12 protein-coding genes, 1 tRNA gene and 1 pseudogene are annotated in these 15,944 nt (G+C 73.5%); 8 read left to right on the plus strand and 6 right to left on the minus strand.

The window, feature by feature from the left end; all coding sequences use genetic code 11:
• Positions 1-131 precede the first annotated feature (131 nt).
• The 3 genes and pseudogenes from ACFV4P_RS10220 to ACFV4P_RS10230 all read left to right on the plus strand — a co-directional run bounded on the left by ACFV4P_RS10220 (position 132) and on the right by ACFV4P_RS10230 (position 4,940).
• On the plus strand, positions 132-1,301 hold the full coding sequence (locus ACFV4P_RS10220; RefSeq protein ID WP_380469343.1) for an HpcH/HpaI aldolase/citrate lyase family protein: 1,170 nt from the start codon (positions 132-134) through the stop codon (positions 1,299-1,301).
• 228 nt (positions 1,302-1,529) lie between these two features.
• A pseudogene (locus ACFV4P_RS10225) lies at positions 1,530-4,064 on the plus strand (phosphoribosyltransferase).
• Between the two features lie 30 nt (positions 4,065-4,094).
• On the plus strand, positions 4,095-4,940 hold the full coding sequence (locus ACFV4P_RS10230) for an HAD family hydrolase (RefSeq protein WP_380469345.1): 846 nt from the start codon (positions 4,095-4,097) through the stop codon (positions 4,938-4,940).
• A 25-nt stretch (positions 4,941-4,965) separates the two neighbouring features.
• Here ACFV4P_RS10230 and ACFV4P_RS10235 read toward each other — a convergent pair whose 3' ends face one another.
• Positions 4,966-5,187 (minus strand): zinc ribbon domain-containing protein, encoded by a 222-nt coding sequence (locus ACFV4P_RS10235; RefSeq protein WP_380469347.1) that lies wholly within the window; start codon positions 5,185-5,187, stop codon positions 4,966-4,968.
• A gap of 211 nt (positions 5,188-5,398) precedes the next feature.
• Positions 5,399-6,658, minus strand: coding sequence for a hypothetical protein (locus tag ACFV4P_RS10240; RefSeq protein WP_380469349.1), 1,260 nt, complete (start codon positions 6,656-6,658; stop codon positions 5,399-5,401).
• A gap of 206 nt (positions 6,659-6,864) precedes the next feature.
• Here ACFV4P_RS10240 and ACFV4P_RS10245 point away from each other — a divergent pair.
• Positions 6,865-6,936 (plus strand) — tRNA-Val (locus tag ACFV4P_RS10245).
• Between the two features lie 230 nt (positions 6,937-7,166).
• On the opposite strand, the gene ACFV4P_RS10250 is transcribed toward ACFV4P_RS10245, so the two are convergent.
• Complete coding sequence (locus ACFV4P_RS10250; RefSeq protein ID WP_380469351.1) at positions 7,167-7,889, minus strand: hypothetical protein; 723 nt, start codon at positions 7,887-7,889, stop codon at positions 7,167-7,169.
• Between the two features lie 414 nt (positions 7,890-8,303).
• On the opposite strand from ACFV4P_RS10250, the gene ACFV4P_RS10255 reads away from it, so the two are divergent.
• Both ACFV4P_RS10255 and ACFV4P_RS10260 read left to right on the plus strand, forming a co-directional pair.
• The gene (locus ACFV4P_RS10255; protein WP_380469354.1) at positions 8,304-8,843 is read left to right on the plus strand and encodes a flavoprotein; all 540 of its coding nucleotides are present in this window, start codon (positions 8,304-8,306) and stop codon (positions 8,841-8,843) included.
• On the plus strand, positions 8,840-9,157 hold the full coding sequence (locus tag ACFV4P_RS10260) for a CYTH domain-containing protein (RefSeq protein WP_380469356.1): 318 nt from the start codon (positions 8,840-8,842) through the stop codon (positions 9,155-9,157). Before ACFV4P_RS10255 ends, ACFV4P_RS10260 begins: the two co-directional genes overlap by 4 nt.
• Positions 9,158-9,165: 8 nt before the next feature.
• Here ACFV4P_RS10260 and ACFV4P_RS10265 read toward each other — a convergent pair whose 3' ends face one another.
• A complete protein-coding gene (locus ACFV4P_RS10265) occupies positions 9,166-10,512 on the minus strand; it encodes an acyltransferase (RefSeq protein ID WP_380469359.1) in 1,347 nt (448 codons plus the stop codon).
• A gap of 339 nt (positions 10,513-10,851) precedes the next feature.
• Between ACFV4P_RS10265 and ACFV4P_RS10270 the strand changes: the two genes are divergently transcribed.
• Entirely contained in the window at positions 10,852-12,417 is a 1,566-nt protein-coding gene (locus tag ACFV4P_RS10270) for an APC family permease (RefSeq protein WP_380469361.1), read from the plus strand.
• A 164-nt stretch (positions 12,418-12,581) separates the two neighbouring features.
• Here ACFV4P_RS10270 and ACFV4P_RS10275 read toward each other — a convergent pair whose 3' ends face one another.
• On the minus strand, positions 12,582-13,232 hold the full coding sequence (locus tag ACFV4P_RS10275) for an NAD(P)-dependent oxidoreductase (RefSeq protein ID WP_380469363.1): 651 nt from the start codon (positions 13,230-13,232) through the stop codon (positions 12,582-12,584).
• Between the two features lie 299 nt (positions 13,233-13,531).
• Between ACFV4P_RS10275 and ACFV4P_RS10280 the strand changes: the two genes are divergently transcribed.
• On the plus strand, positions 13,532-14,347 hold the full coding sequence (locus tag ACFV4P_RS10280; protein WP_073812148.1) for a serine protease: 816 nt from the start codon (positions 13,532-13,534) through the stop codon (positions 14,345-14,347).
• 71 nt (positions 14,348-14,418) lie between these two features.
• Here ACFV4P_RS10280 and ACFV4P_RS10285 read toward each other — a convergent pair whose 3' ends face one another.
• Positions 14,419-15,879, minus strand: a complete 1,461-nt coding sequence (locus tag ACFV4P_RS10285; protein ID WP_380469366.1) for an aldehyde dehydrogenase family protein — start codon at positions 15,877-15,879, stop codon at positions 14,419-14,421.
• Positions 15,880-15,944 lie beyond the last annotated feature (65 nt).

The following is a 15,944-nucleotide window of genomic DNA, read 5'->3' on the forward strand; positions in this document are numbered from 1 at the left end:
GCCCGGTGCTCCCCGTCCACCGCGGCGACCGCGCCCCGGCGAACTATCCGGCGACGCCAACCGTCCATGAGTCGAGGCGTCAGCCGTTGCCGGCCCCGAGCGGGCCCCACAGATCAGAGCGGGAGAGCACTTTGCGCCACTTCGGGCATCTCGCGGACGACGTCCGCAGCCGGCTCTTTCACGAGCAGCCCGTCGCCTTCGACCGGGACAGCGGGACGGACGTCCTGGCCACCGCGCTCGGCGCCACGCTCTACAGCCCCGCCACCCGCCCCACCCTGGCCCGCGACATCCGGCGGCAGGCCGCCCGCGGCGTGGTCTCCATGGTGCTGTGCCTGGAGGACGCCATCGCCGACCACGAGGTCGACGACGCCGAGCACAACCTGGTCGCCCAGCTCACCGAACTCGCCGCGGCGGGGGACGCCGAACTGCCGCTGCTGTTCGTCCGGGTCCGCGCCCCCGAGCAGATCACCGACCTGGCCCGGCGGCTCGGACCCGCGCTGCGGCTGCTCAGCGGCTTCGTGGTGCCCAAGTTCACCGAGGACAGCGGGCGGCCCTTCCTGGAGGCGCTGACCGGCGCCGAGGAGGCCGGCGGGCACCGGCTGTTCGTCATGCCGGTGCTCGAATCGCCCGAACTCGCCCACCTGGAGAGCCGTCGCGAGCAGCTGTTCGGCATCGCCCGGCTGCTCGACAAGCACCGCGCGCGGGTGCTCGCCGTCCGGCTCGGCGTCACCGACCTGTGCTCCGCGTACGGGCTGCGCCGCTCGCCCGACCTGACCGCGTACGACGTGGCGCTGGTGGCCCAGGTGATCGGGGACGTGGTCAACGTGCTCGGCCGGGCCGACGGCACCGGGTTCACCGTCACCGGGCCGGTCTGGGAGTACTTCCCGCTCCAGGAGCGGATGTTCAAGCCGCAGCTGCGCCGCACGCCGTTCGCCGAGGTCACGCCGCCTGCCGACGGGGTCCGGCAGCGGCTGATCGAACACGACCTGGACGGCCTGATCCGGGAGATCGAACTCGACCGGGCCAACGGGCTGCTGGGCAAGACCTGCATCCACCCCAGCCACGTCGCCGCGGTGCACGCGCTGTCCGTGGTCACCCACGAGGAGCTGTGCGACGCCCGGGACATCCTCCAGCAGCACCGCGGCGGCGGCGGGGTGAGCCGCTCCGCGTACACCAACAAGATGAACGAGGCCAAGCCGCACCGGGCGTGGGCCGAGCGGGTGCTGCTGCGGGCCCAGGTGTTCGGCGTCGCGCGGGCCGACGTGTCCTTCGCGGAGCTGCTGTCCGCCTGCGTCTCCTGACGCGCCCGGTTCCGGCCCCGCGTCCACCGATCGGACGATGCGGGCCTCCACCGGACGGTCACCGGATCCTCGCCGATCGGTACGCGAAGCGTCGCCGGTCGGTCGATCCGCGAGGCCCCGCGCTGCCCGTACGCTCGAACCCGGACGCGCAACCGTGCGTCCTCCCAGGTACCACCAGCACCACACGCACCACCCGTACCGCCTGTCGTCGTGATGAGAGGAGCCCCGATGACCGTCGACACCACCGCGCCCGGGCCGGTCGGGGCCGACCCCTGGACCGGCCAGTGGGTCACCGACCGGCTGGGCCTGCGCCTGACCGGCGGGCCCGAACTCACCGCGCTGATCGGCCTCGCGCTGCGCCGCAACCCCAAGCGCGCCCACCTGCTGGTCTCCCAGGTGCTGGGCAAGCACGTCCCGCAGCGGCCCGAGGTGGTGCACGGCGCCGGGCTCGACCTCGGCCGCCGGGTGGCCGCGCTGCTCGGCCCGGCGGAGACGGCGCGGGCCGTGGTGCTCGGTTACGCGGAGACCGCCACCGCGCTCGGCCACAGCGTCGCCGACGGCCTCGACGCGCCCTACCTGCACTCCACCCGCCGCCCCGTGCCGGGCCTCGCCCCGCTCGGCGGCTTCGAGGAGGAGCACTCGCACGCCACCAGCCACCTGCTGCTGCCCGAGGACCCTCGACTCCTCGCCGGGGACGGCCCGCTGGTGCTGGTCGACGACGAGTTCTCCACCGGCACCACGGTGCTCAACACCATCCGCGCCCTGCACGCCGCCCACCCCCGCGAGCGGTACGTGGTGGTCGCCCTGGTCGACCTGCGCACCCCCGCCGACCGGGCCCGCCTGGAGACCGCCGCCGCCGAACTCGGCGCCCGGCTCGACCTGGTGGCCACCGCCGGCGGCGGCGTCCACCTGCCCGAGGGCATCCTGGACAGCGCCCGGGCCCTCATCGACGCCCACCCGGAAGTCCCCCGACCATCCGCCCCGCAGGGCGAGTTGACGCACCTCCGGCTGCCCTGGCCGGAGGGCCTGCCGGACGGCGGCCGGCACGGCTTCACCCCCGCCCACCGCCGCCGCCTCGACGACGCGCTCCCCGCCCTCGGCACCGCCCTCGCCGACGCCGTCGGCCCCCGCCCCCGCCGGGTGCTGGTGCTCGGCTGCGAGGAGCTGATGTACGCGCCACTGCGCCTCGCCGATGCCCTGCAGCGCCAACTCCCGGACGCCGAGGTGCGGTTCTCCACCACCACCCGCTCCCCGGTGTTCGCCCACGACCACCCCGGCTACGCCATCCGCACCCGGCTCGCCTTCACCGCCCACGACGACCCGGCCGGCGACGACTCCACCGAGCGCTACGCCTACAACGTCGCCCCCGGCAGCGACCCGGACCGCCGCTTCGACACCGTCGTCCTGGTCGTCGACGACCCCGCCGACACCCCCGCCCTGCACGAGGGCCCCGACGCCCTGCTGCCCCGCCTGCGCACCGCCACCGACCACGTGGTGCTCGCCGTTCTTCCGTCGTACCGCCCGACGCCACCCGCCTGACGCCCCGCCGACCACCCGCTGCCCGAGCATCGCCCCTGCGTACCCCACCGAAGGCCCGGCATGACCGCACACATCGCCCCCGCCCCGCCCGCCGCCCGCCCGCTGCACGGGCCGGCCTTCTCCAGCTACCCGGCCGCCGACGTCACCTGGCTGCTCAAGGACCTCTCCGACGTCCACCTCGAAGCACCCGTCGAGGAACGCGAGGAGGCCGTGCAGTCCGGCGGCGCGCACTACGCCGAGTCGCTGCCGGTCGAGTACCAGCCCAGCCCCGAGTACCAGCAGCTGTTCCACAGCGCGCTGGCCGCCTCCGCCACCCGGCTGGCCACCGCCGTCGGCGCCGTCGCCGAAACCCTGCTGCGCGAACGCGGGACAGGCCTGGTGCTCGCCTCGCTGGCACGCGCCGGCACGCCCGTCGGCATCCTGATCCGCCGCTGGCTCGCCCACGCCCACGGCCTCGACGTGCCGCACTACACCGTCTCCATCGTCCGCGGCCGCGGCATCGACCAGGTCGCACTGCGCCACCTCGCCGCCCACCACCGCGCCGCCGACGTGGTCTTCGTCGACGGCTGGACGGGCAAGGGCGCGATCACCCGGGAACTCGACGAGGCCCTCGCCGGCACCGGCTTCGACCCCGGCCTCGCCGTCCTCGCCGACCCCGGCGGCTGCGTGCGCACCTACGGCACCCGCGACGACTTCCTGATCCCGTCCGCCTGCCTCAACTCCACCGTCTCCGGCCTGGTCTCCCGCACCGTGCTGCGCGCCGACCTGACCGGGCCGGACGAGTTCCACGGCGCCAAGTACTACCGGCACCTGGCCGACGCCGACGTCTCCACCCGGTTCGTCGACGCCGTCGCCGCCGAGTTCCCGGCCGTCGCCGCCGCCGTCGCCGCCGAGACCGCCCGCCTCGCCGCCGCCGACCGCACGCCCACCTGGGAGGGCTGGGCCGCCGTCGAGCGAATAAGCGCCGAGTACGGCATCGGCAGCGTCAACCTGGTCAAGCCGGGCGTCGGCGAGACCACCCGGGTCCTGCTGCGCCGCGTCCCCTGGCGGATCCTCGCCCGCCGCGGCGCCGGCGCCGACCTCGACCACATCCGGCTGCTCGCCGCCCAGCGCGGCGTCCCCGTCGAGGAGACCGACGACCTGCCGTACAGCTGCGTCGGCCTCATCCACCCGCGCTACACCCGTGGCGCCACCGGCGCGGACGGCACCGCCGTCCACACCTGACCCTGCCCCCGACCGAAGGAGACCCCGCCCGTGCCGCAGTTCCTGGTCGCCAGCGACCTCGACCGCACCCTCGTCTACTCCAACCGCGCGCTCGCCCTGGACGTGCCCGACCGGCTCGCCCCGCGACTGCTCTCGGTGGAGGTGCACGACGGCAAGGCGCTCTCCTTCATGACCGAGAAGGCCGCCGAACTGCTCGCCGAACTCGCCGAGCACACCCCCGTGGTCCCGATCACCACCCGCACCCGCACCCAGTACGAGCGGATCAACCTGCCCGGCCCCACCCCGGGCTGGATCCCCCCGTACGCGGTCTGCTCCAACGGCGGGCACCTGCTGATCGACGGCGTGCCCGACACCGACTGGCAGCGCGAGATCCGCGCCCGGCTGGACGCGGCCAGCGCCCCGCTGCCCGAGATCGTCGAACACCTCGCCATCAGCGCCGACCCCGAGTGGACGCACAAGCGGCGGGTCGCCGACGACCTGTTCGCCTACCTGGTCGTCGAACGCGCCGAACTCCCCGCCGGCTGGATCGACGACCTCACCGCCTGGTGCGCCGAACGCGGCTGGACGGTCTCCCTCCAGGGCCGCAAGGTCTACGCCGTGCCCGCGCCACTGTCCAAGAGCGCCGCGCTCGCCGAGGTCCGCCGCCGCACCGGCGCGGAGACGGTCCTCGCCGCCGGCGACTCGCTGCTCGACGCGGAACTGCTGCTCACCGCCGACCACGGCTGGCGGCCCGGCCACGGCGAACTCGCCGAGACCGGGTGGACCGCCGAGGGCGTCACCGCGCTCACCGAGATCGGCGTCGCGGCGGGCGAGGAGATACTCCGACAGATGCTGACCAGGGTCCGCGCCGGGGAGACGGCGGTGGCGGTCGGCTGACGGGCCTGCCGGCCCCGGGCCGACGTCAGCCGCAGCAGCCACCCCCGCAGCAGCCGCCGCCCCCGCCGCTCGGGGCCGGGGCGGCCGCACCGGACGCGCCGCCGCCCGTCACGGCGACGGTCGACAGCAGCTTCACGGTGTCGGGGTGGCCCTCCGGGCAGACGGCCGGGTCGTTGGCCTGGGCCATCGGGCGGCTGAGTTCGAACGTGGCGCCGCAGGAGCGGCAGCGGAAGTCGTAACGAGGCATGGGCAGCAGCGTACCGAGGAGGGCGGCGCAGCACGGCCTTCCCGGGGCGGTCGGCGCCCCTCGGCCTGCCGTCGGCGGGGGTGCGGGGACAGTGGGTGGCTCGTTCTGCCGGTGGTGGGCCGGTGTGGGCCGGTGTGGGGCGGGGTCGGTGCGCGGCGGTGCGGGGTCGGTGCGGCGGGTGCCGTCGGAGGACAGGCGTCCCGGTGTCCGCTCAGTGGCCGCGGATCATCGTGACCACCTCGGCCGCGGTCTCCCGTACCGCCGCCAGCTCGGTCAGGAACTGCCAGTAGTCGGGGTGCCGGCCGGCCTGCTCCAGCGAGTCGACCGCACGGTCCAGGCGGCCCACCGCCGCGTCCAACGGGCCGGCGTGCCGCGGGTCCGGCGCCTGCCGGCCCGCCATCGCCAGCCGCTGGGCGTCGCGCAGCGCGAACCGGGCCCGATCGATCTCGCGCTGCGGATCGTGCTGCACCTCGTTCAACTGCCGCAGCCGCTCGTTGACGGCCGTCACCGAGCCCTCGGCGGTCTCCAGCAGCGTCCGCACGGTGCTGATCGCCGAGGTGGCGTCCGCCCAGCGCTGGTCGCCCCGGGCCTGCACCGCCTCGGTCAGCCGGGACCGGGCATTGCGCACCGCGTCCGCGGTCTGCGCGGACACCTGCTGGAGGTCCTGCCAGCAGGCCGTCGAGAACCGCCGCCGCAACTCGCTCAGCGCGGGCTCCACCGTCCCGGCCCGGTTCTCCAGCGCGTCGATCCGGGTGCGCAGGGTGCCGACCCGGCGGTCGATCTCACCGGCCCGCTCCGGCAGCCGCGCCGCCTCCTCGCGCAGTGCCTCGGCCCGCCGCACCATGTCCTCCGCACGCTGCAGGGTGGCCGGCACGCCGTGCTGCGAGATGCCCTGGTTCAGCCTGGTCAGCTCCGGCGCGAGCTCGGCCAGCTTGGCCGCCAGGTCGTCCGCCTTCAGGCCCGCGCCGCGCGCCTGCTCCAGCGCGACGGTCGCCGCCAGCAGCGCCTGCTTGGCGCGCTCCACCGCAGGCGCCACCCGGATCAGCTGCGCCTCGGCGTGGTCCACCAGCGGCTGCAGGCGGCTGACGAAATTGCCCAGCTCGGTGCGCTTCGCGTCCAGTTCGCGCTTGGACTGCTCCAGCTGCTGCTTGGCACGGAAGGCCGCCGACGGGTCCAGCTCGGCCGCCTCCAGGTCGACCGCGTCCAACGCCCCCAGGTACGCCACCGTCACCTGGTCGATCCGGGCCACCAGGTCCGCGTACTCCTGCTCCACCCGGCGGGAGGTGGCCGGCTCGCCCGCCGACTTCACCGTCTCCACCGCGAGCAGGGCGTCCCGCTGCGCCGAATCCAGCTCGTAGAACGACTCCTGCGCCGCCTCCCGGGCCGCCCTGGCGTCCGCGCGCGCGCCGTCCCGCCGGCCGCCGCCCCACCAGCCGCCCCGACCCCCGCCACCGCCGCCGGCCACCCTCACCACGCGCTCCCTGCTCCGTCCCGTCCCACCACTGCACCGCCATTCTTCCCGATCACCCACCCCGCCCGGCACCCCCCGACGACACCCCCGCTCCCGGGGCCTGTCCTCGAACCCGCGAGACAGGCCTCAGGGGGCGGCGAACCACTGCCGGGACCAGGTAGTCTGTCCATTCGTCGTGCGACCGGCCCATCGGTCCACTTCGTTGCGGGCGCATAGCTCAGCGGTAGAGCGCCGCCCTTACAAGGCGGATGTCGGCGGTTCGAAACCGTCTGCGCCCACCCTCGCAAGCAGCGTAAACCCGGTAAAGGCCCAGCTCGGAGCGCATGCTCCGGGCCGGGCCTTTCTCGTTGGCGGGCGGTGCGGAGGTGATCACCTCCGGCCCGGCGGGCGCGGCGGCCCGGTGGCTGACACCGTGGCGACTGCGGATGCCGACCTGCCGACGGTGAGCACGAGGTGTCGCGCCCGCACTGGTTGCACGAGCCGTTGAGGCGGGATGTCGGGCGGGCGGCTACCAGCCCTGAGGGGCTGCGGGGATCTTCCCGGGGTTCCAGCGCCGCACTGCCTCTGCCAGGAGGAGCGCCGCCGGTACGGCCGCGACGGGCACGGTCCACCACGGCAGGCCGGCCCAGTAGGCGAGGACCGCGGGCGCGCCGCAGGCGAGCAGGGTGGTGAGGAAGAGCGCCCGGTAGATGGCGGCGCGGCAGGGACGGCCGGTGAAGCGAAGCACGCCCAGGGTGGCGAGCAGGACGGCTGCCAGCGTGGCGTAGGTGCCCAGCGCGGCGGTGAACTGCGGTTCGTCGCGGGGCTCGTCGGAGGCGGCCTGGGAGACGCCGTCCCGCTCCAGGCGCATCACCCGGCCGCGCCACACGGTGCCGTGCACCTGGTCGCCGGACGTCAGGTTCTCCACCACCGGCCCGGGGTTGCCGAACAGCACTTCGCCGTTCCAGAACGGTGTGCCGGTCAGCGTCGCCCGGTACTTGGGGTTCCTGCCGCCGTGGACGGTCGCGTCGGTGACGGTGAACGACACGGTGCGCACGCACTCCTCGACCGCCGCGAGCGGCTCCCCGGTCGGGCAGGCCGCGGCGGCCCGGTAGGAGCGGAGCTCCTGGGCGTCGTCCGGAAGCATGACGCCGAACAGGAACCAGGCGGCCGCCGCCGGGATCAGCGCTGTCGCGGCGAGCAGCGCGCCGCCGACGCGGGTGCGGGTCGAAGGCGTGGGACGGTGGGTCATGACGGTTCTCCCCCCGGTCCGGTGTGCGGGCGGAACGCCGGGTCGCCGTCGGCGGGGCAGGCCGCCCCGTCCCCTTCCGGGGGTCGGACGGCGAGGGGCGCCCGGAACACCGGACGTTTTCGACATTCTCGGAATCTGTCCGAAGCGCGCGGAAGCCCTCGCAGGAGGGGCCGGCGTCGGTGCGAGGAGCGGCGGGTCCGCAGCCGCGGTCGGGCCGGCGGTGTGCCGGCGGACTTCGCTTCGAGTGCCACGCACACCACCCCCGGACCGGCCAGCGGACATGACTGTCCCTTGTTCGCCGACCAGGCTTCCCGGCACTCCTGCCCGAACGGTACCGAAGTCCGACCACGCTTCGCACCCGTAGGCGAGGAGCCGGGATTGCGGTGGTGCCCGGCGGACCGCTTGCATGGCGGGATGGAGAACGGTGGGGCCGGGCGGCCGGTGGTGTACCTGTTCGGGTCGGCGGCGGGGGCGGTGTTCGGGCTGCCGGACGCGGTGCGGGAGGCCCGGGCGCGGGGGTGGGAGGCGGCGGTCGGGCTGACGCCGGCGGCACGGGGGTGGCTGGAGGCGCAGGTGCCGCAGCTGGAGGAGCTGACCGGGTACCCGGTGAAGTCGGCGTACCGGTGGCCGGGCCGGCCCGATGTGCTGCCGCCGCCGGACGCGGTGCTGTTCGCGCCGGTGACGTTCAACTCCTTCAACAGCCTGGCGCTCGGCCTCACCACGTCCTGGGTGGTCGGCTACGCGGCCGAGGCGCTCGGCAAGGGCATCCCGGTGCTGGTGATGCCCTGCGTCAACGAGGCCCTCGCCGCGCACCCGCAGTTCGCCCGTAGCGTGGCCACCCTGCGCGAGGCGGGCGCGCACATCCTGCTCGGCGAGGAGGGGACCGGCGACGGCAGCCGCCCGTTCCCGTGGGACGCCGGGTTGCGGGCGGTGGAGCGGGTGTTGGGGCGATGACGATCGAGGCGGAGCTGAAGGCCCGGGTGCGGGAGCCGGAGCGACTGGTGACGCGGTTGGCCGCGTGGGCGGGGGCTCCGGGGCGGGTGGAGGTGTACCGGGACGTGTACTTCGACCGTCCCGGTGGGGAGTTGTCGGCGGGCGGGGCCGAGCTGCGGGTGCGGACGGTGACGGGGGAGGCCGGGGCGCGGACGGTGCTCACGTACAAGGGGGCGGCCGTCCGCCGCGTGCTGCGCCGGCTCGATGTGGCGGACGCGGACCTGACCGTCGAGCTGTACACGGACGCCGTGACCCGGGCGAGAAGCCGGATCTGACGCGAAGCTCAGAGCAGCTTGCGCGGGCCGACCGGCGGAAGGGGGTCGGAGGGGCGGCGGTGGGGGTGCAGCAGTGCGGACGCGCCGCGCAGCTTCGCGGCGAGGCGGGTGGGGAGGACGAGGGTGTAGAGGAGGCCTTCGCCGCCGGGGCCTTCGACCAGCCAGGAGCTCCAGGGCAGCTGGAGGGTGGCGGCGGGGCTGAAGGCGACCGGGCGGACGCCGGCGAGGGGGAGGTCGGTCAGGCCGAGGCGGCACCAGCTGGAGAGGGTGAGGGTGCGGCGGGCGGGGTCGAAGCCGGCGGGGACGCAGTCGGTGATCCGGTCGTGGCCGATGCGGTCGAGGAAGCGCAGGTTGCTGCGGGTGGCGAGGTGCCGGGTGGCGAACGTGTCGACGGCGGCGCGCAGCTCGGCGGCGTAGCGGCCGGGGGTGGTGCCGGGCCGCCAGGGCAGGCGGATCTCGCCGAGGAGGTTGCCGAGTGCGCCGTCGGGCAGGCCGAGGGGGCGGCGCAGGTTGACCGGCATGGTGAGGGTCTGTTCCCGGTCGTCGGCGCCGTCGAGCTGCCGCAGGACGTGCATCACGTGGGCGCAGAGCGCGTCGTTGGCGGAGAGCGGGCGGCCGGCCTCGGCGGCGAGGGCGGCGCGCAGGCGCTGGACCTCGGCGGGGCCGAACCAGATCTGCACGGTGCGGTTGGCGAGGCCGGCGGCGGCGACGGTGCGGCGGAGTTCGGCGCTCTCGGCGGGGTCGGGGAGCCGGAGGGAGGGGATGCCGCAGTCCTCGGCGGGCAGGTGCGCGTCGAGTTGCCGTTCGCGGTCGGCGGTGGGGGAGAGGGCGGGCGGTTCGGTGCCTTCGGTGCAGGCGGACCAGGTGCGCAGCAGCAGGGCGAAGCTGTGCATGTCGCCGACGGCGTGGTGCCAGGAGAGGCCGAGGACGCCGGTGCCGTCGGCGAGGCGGTTGAGCCGGACGGTGAGCAGCGGCAGGCGTTCGCGGCGGGCGTCGGCGGCGCGGACGTGGTCGACGAGTCCGCCGGCCGGCAGTGCCATCCGGTCGAAGGCCTCGGTGAGGGTGTAGGGGGCGTCGGCGACGGTGAAGGGGACGCCGGAGTCGTCGGTGTCGATGAACAGCTCGCCGTCGTCGGCGGTGCGCAGGCGGCCGGCGAACTCGGGCAGCCGGTCGAGGGCGCGGGCGAGGCCGTCGGCGAGGGCGTCGGCGTCGAGCGGCCGGTGGTGGAAGAGGGCGACGGAGACCGGGAGGTCGGCGAGCAGCAGGTCGCCGACGGAGCAGCGGACCGGCCCGGGCCCCGGGCGGCCGGCGCGGACGGTGCGGATTTCGGTGTCGGACGTCAGCGTGCCGGTCATACCGGTCCCCTCCCTGGATCGACGGGGGAACGATAGGGGCGCGCGGGTGGGGGAAACCAGAGGTGTCCGAACGGTCGTTGACGTGTCGTCCGGCCGGGCGGTTCCCTGATTGCGGGGGTATGTGGCGTTTCTCATACCGATGTCCGAAAGGGGCACAACGGGGTGATGTGCGGTTTTCGTCACCGGGTGAGAGGTCGTTAACAGAGCTGAAATAAAGGCGATTGGCCACAAAGGATCATGTAATCAACGGAAACCAAGCCTACCAGCGCATGAAACGCAGGTGAACGCTAGGCTTCGGCCATGGTGAGCTGCGGAAACAGTGGGAGTTACGGTTCCCGCATGGTTCAGCTCGACAATCGCCCGGGAGCCGGCGCCGACGTCGCCACCGGCTCGGACGCCCCTGGCGGCGTCCGCTCAAAGGGCCTCAACAGCAACTCGGTGGGCCTGCTGGGCAACGCCGTGATCGGCGTGTCCACGGTCGCCCCGGTGTACTGCCTCACGACGACGCTCGGCACCACCGTGGCCGCCGTCGGCCTGCAGATGCCCGCCCTCTTCCTGGCGGGCTTCCTGCCGATGATGCTGGTGGCCTTCGCCTATCGGGAGCTGAACAAGGCGATCCCCGACAGCGGCACCTCCTTCACCTGGACGGTGAAGGCGTTCGGCCCGAAGATCGGCTGGATGTGCGGCTGGGGCCTGGTGATCGCGACGATCATCGTGCTGTCCAACCTCGCGGGCGTCGCCACCGAGTACCTGTACCTGCTGCTCGGCGAGGTCACCCGCAGCGATTCGATCGCCGCGCTCAACGACAACAAGCTGGTGCACGTGGTCACCTGCCTGGCGCTGATCGCGATCGCGACCATGATCAGCTACCGCGGCATGACCGCCACCAAGGGCGTCCAATACGCGCTGGTGGGTCTTCAACTCGCGGTCCTCGGCCTGTTCGGCGTCATGGCGATCACCAAGGCGCTCGGCCACGGCGACACCGGATCGCTGCACTTCTCCTGGAGCTGGCTCAACCCGTTCGCGGCCAGCTCCTTCACTGCGTTCGTGGCCGGCCTGTCGCTGTCGCTGTTCATGTACTGGGGCTGGGACGCCTGTCTGAGCGCCAACGAGGAGACCGGCGGCAGCGACAAGACCCCCGGCCGGGCCGCGATGCTCGCCATGGTGGTGCTGGTCGGCTCCTACCTGTTCACCGCCGTCGCGGTGCAGATGTACGCGGGCGTCGGCACCACCGGCACCGGCCTCGGCAACCCCGCGACCTCGTCCAACGTGCTGGCCGTGCTGGCCGGCCCGGTGATGGGCCCGGTCCTCGGCGTGCTGCTGTTCGTCGCCGTGCTGGCCTCCGCGTCCGCGAGCCTGCAGACCACCTTCATCCCGGTCAGCCGCACCGTGCTGGCGATGAGCGTGTACGAGGCGCTGCCGAGCTCCTTCACCGAGGTCAACGAGCGCTACAAGACCCCGGGCCGGGCGATCATCACGGCCGGTGTCGGTACCGGCGTGTTCTACACCGTGATGACCATGGTCAGCTCGCACGTGCTGGCCGACACCATCGCGGCGCTGACGCTGATGATCTGCTTCTACTACTCGCTGACGGCCTTCGCCTGCGCCTGGTACTTCCGCGGCGACTTCCGAAACTCGGTCCGCGACGCCGTGCTCAAGGTGATCTTCCCGCTGATCGGCGGCCTCACCCTGGCCGCGATCTTCGGCAAGTCGATGGTCGACATGATCGACCCGTCCTACGGCAGCGGCAGCTCGGTGTTCGGCATCGGCAGCGTGTTCGTGGTCGGCGCGGGCCTGCTGGCGCTCGGCCTGGTCGTGATGGCCGTGATGACCCGCCGCAGCCCCGCGTTCTTCCGCGGCGAGGTGCTGACGCGGGAGACTCCGGCGCTGGTCATCCCCGACTGAGCAGGGGAACACCACCAGGGGCGCGGGGAGCTGCGCGACAAGCGCAAGGCCCGTCCGCAAGGTCGCGATCACGTGCAGGTCATTGTCCTGCGCCGCGATCTTGCGGTTGGGTACCTTCCGCTTCGCGCAGTTCCCCGCGCCCCTGACGGCGCTCTCCGTGGCCGTCAGTAGGCGACGGTGAAGCGCTCGCCGAGGTGCTTGGGCTGCTCGATCTCGTCCAGCAGGGCCACGGCGTAGTCCTCGGTGGAGATCCGGCTCTGGCCGTCGGCGCCGATCAGCAGGTCTTCCAGGCTCTCGCGGTAGGCGCCGGTGCGCTCGCCCGGGGCGATGGTGCCCGCCGGGGAGAGGTTGGTCCATCGCAGGTCGGTGACGGTGCGCAGGAAGTCCAGCGCGTCGCCGTGCGCGTGCATGATCTGCAGCAGGAACTCCGGCAGGCCCTCGGCGTCCCAGACCTGCTTGCCGTCGGGGGTGCGCAGCGAGCCCGCGCCGCCCACCGTGATCAGCCGCGGCGCGTCCGCGCCCAGCGTGCGCAGGCCCGCCACCAGCGACTCGAAGGACGGCGCGATCAGCGCCTGGTGGCCCGGCCCGTCGCCGCCGCCGACCGCGCTGACCACCACGTCCGCGCCCTTGGCGTGCTCGGCCACGGACGCCGGGTCCAGCACGTTCCCGACCGCCACCGTCAGCGCCGGGTGGACGACCGTCAGCTTGGCCGGGTCGCGGACCACGGCGGTGACGGTGTGGCCGCGGCGCAGGGCCTCGGCCAGGACGCGGGAGCCGATGGTGCCGGTGGCGCCGTACAGGGTGATGGTGCTCATGGGGGTGTCTCCTCGTTGCCGTTTTCCGTCTGCGGTTCCGACCGTACGGCGGGCCGTCACCGGTCGGCGAGGTGCGCGCCCGACAGTGTGTGGTGAAAAACGGACAGGGGTGCGCCGGCCCGGAGCGGAAGAGGGTGGCGAGGCGGTGCGGACCCGGTTGCGTCCGATCGCGCCGGGAAGCCTTCGCCGGCAAGGGAATTGAGGGCGGATTGGCGGTGCGGTGACTCTTGACAACATGTCATGGGCGCGCCAATTTAGGGGGACCCCAGTGGGACCCCACATCCCTGAGAGGCACCCTCATGAAGAAGCCGCTCATCGGCGCGCTCGGTACCGTCCTGCTCGCCGGTACCGCCCTGGTCACCGCCACCCCCGCGTCCGCCGTCACCGTGAACTTCGCCGGCACGGTCGCGCTCAGCAACTGCTCCGGCTCGCTGATCCGGATGCCAGGCTCCGTGGACACCGACCCCGGACTGATCCTCACCAACGGCCACTGCCTGGAATCCGGCATGCCGGCCGCCGGCCAGGTGATCACCGACAAGGCGTCCACCCGCAGCTTCACGCTGCTCAGCGCCGGCGGCAGCAGCCTCGGCACGGTGCGCGCCAACCGGGTCGTCTACTCGACGATGACTGACACCGACGTCACCATCTACCGGCTGACCAGCACCTACGCGAGCATCAAGAACACCTACGGGATCTCCCCGCTGACCATGGCCACCACCCACCCGGTGGCCGGCAGCGCGATCAAGGTGCCGTCCGGCTACTGGAAGACCATCTACTCCTGCAACGTGGACGGCTTCGCCTACCGGCTCAAGGAGAGCAGCTGGACCTTCAAGGACTCGGTCCGCTACACCTCCGGCTGCAACATCATCGGCGGCACCTCCGGCTCCCCGGTGGTCGACGTCAACAGCGGCCAGGTCGTCGCCGTGAACAACACCATGAACGAGGACGGCCAGACCTGTACGTTGAACAACCCGTGCGAGGTCGACCAGAACGGCGTGGTGACCATCCGCCCCAACATCGGCTACGCCCAGGAGACCTACACCATCCCGAACTGCTTCGCCCCGGGCAACGTGCTCGACCTGACCCGGGCCGGCTGCGTGCTGCCCCGCCCGTAGCCGAGCCCCTCGCGCGCAGCCACCCGCGACCCCTCCGCGGGTGGCTGCGCGCGTTCCGGGCACCGGTCGCGCTACATGAAGCGCCGCAGCAGCCGGGTGCGGGCGGCCGTGAACGGCGGATAGGCGAGCCGCAGGGTGTCCAGCGCCAGCGGCTTGGACAGCACCGCCTTGGTGTGGCTGAACGTCTCCACCGAGAGTCGGCCGTGGTAGCCGCCCTGGCCGCTCTCGCCGACCCCGCCGAACGGCAGCCCGGGGACGGAGAGATGGGCGTTCGGGATGCCGAAGGCCAGTGCGCCCGAGGAGGTCTCGGCGGTCAGCCGGCGCCGGGTCTGCGCGGAGGCGGTGAAGGCGTACAGCGCCAGCGGCTTGTCCCGGGCGGTGATGAACGCGATCGCGGCGTCCAGGTCGGGGACGCGGACGATCGGCAGCACCGGGCCGAAGATCTCCTCGCGCATCACGGGCGACTCGGGGTCGACGTCGGCCAGCACCGTCGGGGCGAGGTAGCGGGTGGCACGGTCGTGCCCGCCGCCGGTGACCGTCCGGCCGTCGGCCAGCAGGGCCGTCAGCCGGTCGAAGTGGCGCTCGTTGACGATCCGCCCGTAGTCCTCGCTCGCGGCCGGGTCGTCTCCGTACATCTCCCGTACGGCGGTGGCGAGTTCGGCCTCCAGTGCGGGCCCGGCGTCGCCGATCGCGAGGACGTAGTCGGGGGCGACGCAGGTCTGGCCCACGTTCATGAACTTGCCCCAGGCGATCCGGCGGGCCGCCGCGGCGAGGTCCGCGCCGGGCTCGACCACCGCCGGGCTCTTGCCGCCCAACTCCAGTGTGACGGGCGTGAGATGGCGGGCGGCGGCGGTCATCACGATCCGGCCGACGGTGCCGTTGCCGGTGTAGAAGACGTGGTCGAAGCGCTGCTCCAGCAGGGCGGTGGTCTCCGGCACGCCGCCCTCGACCACGGCCACGGCCTGCGGGTCCAGGACGCGCGGCAGCCAGTGGGCGAGCGCGGCGGAGGTCGCCGGGGCGAGTTCGCTGGGCTTGACCACCGCGCAGTTGCCGGCGGCGAGCGCACCGACGAGCGGCGCCAGCGCCAGCTGCAGCGGGTAGTTCCACGGGCTGATCACCAGCACCGTCCCCAGCGGCTCGCGCACCGTGCGGGCCCGGGCCGGCGCGAGGGCCAGCGGCACCGGGACGCGGCGCGGGCGCAGCCAGCGGGCGAGGTGGCGCAGGGTGTGATCGATCTCGTTGACGGTGAACCCGATCTCGGTGAGGTACGCCTCGGTCGGGCTCTTGCCGAGATCGGCCTTCAGGGCGGCCGCGAAGACCTCCTCCTGTTCCACCAGCAGGCTCCGCAGGGCGCGGAGTTGGGCCTTGCGCCAGGCGAGCGGCCGTGTCCGGCCGGTGGCGAAGGCGGCGTTCAGGCGGGCGACGGTCGCGGCGGGGTCGGTCGCGGCGGGGTCGGTCGCGGCGGGGTCGGGGGAGGTGGTCGGGGCGGTGGGCGCGGCGGTGGGCGTGGAAACGCCGGAGGAAGCGTTCATGGCGTCGAGGATAAACGAAACGAAGTGATTTCGTTTCGTTTTGGCGGTTCCCCGTAGTCTGGGTG

It is taken from the genome of Kitasatospora sp. NPDC059795 (genome assembly GCF_042732175.1).
Taxonomy (GTDB): Bacteria; Actinomycetota; Actinomycetes; order Streptomycetales; family Streptomycetaceae; genus Kitasatospora.

Bases quoted from the DNA above. Each gene is read 5' to 3' on its own strand.
- ACFV4P_RS10270 (WP_380469361.1), top strand. From the start codon at position 10,852: ATGGTTCAGCTCGACAATCGCCCGGGAGCCGGCGCCGACGTCGCCACC.
- ACFV4P_RS10250 (WP_380469351.1), bottom strand. From the start codon at position 7,889: ATGACCCACCGTCCCACGCCTTCGACCCGCACCCGCGTCGGCGGCGCG.
- ACFV4P_RS10285 (WP_380469366.1), bottom strand. From the start codon at position 15,879: ATGAACGCTTCCTCCGGCGTTTCCACGCCCACCGCCGCGCCCACCGCC.
- ACFV4P_RS10235 (WP_380469347.1), bottom strand. From the start codon at position 5,187: ATGCCTCGTTACGACTTCCGCTGCCGCTCCTGCGGCGCCACGTTCGAA.
- ACFV4P_RS10255 (WP_380469354.1), top strand. From the start codon at position 8,304: ATGGAGAACGGTGGGGCCGGGCGGCCGGTGGTGTACCTGTTCGGGTCG.
- ACFV4P_RS10260 (WP_380469356.1), top strand. From the start codon at position 8,840: ATGACGATCGAGGCGGAGCTGAAGGCCCGGGTGCGGGAGCCGGAGCGA.
- ACFV4P_RS10275 (WP_380469363.1), bottom strand. From the start codon at position 13,232: ATGAGCACCATCACCCTGTACGGCGCCACCGGCACCATCGGCTCCCGC.
- ACFV4P_RS10265 (WP_380469359.1), bottom strand. From the start codon at position 10,512: ATGACCGGCACGCTGACGTCCGACACCGAAATCCGCACCGTCCGCGCC.
- ACFV4P_RS10280 (WP_073812148.1), top strand. From the start codon at position 13,532: ATGAAGAAGCCGCTCATCGGCGCGCTCGGTACCGTCCTGCTCGCCGGT.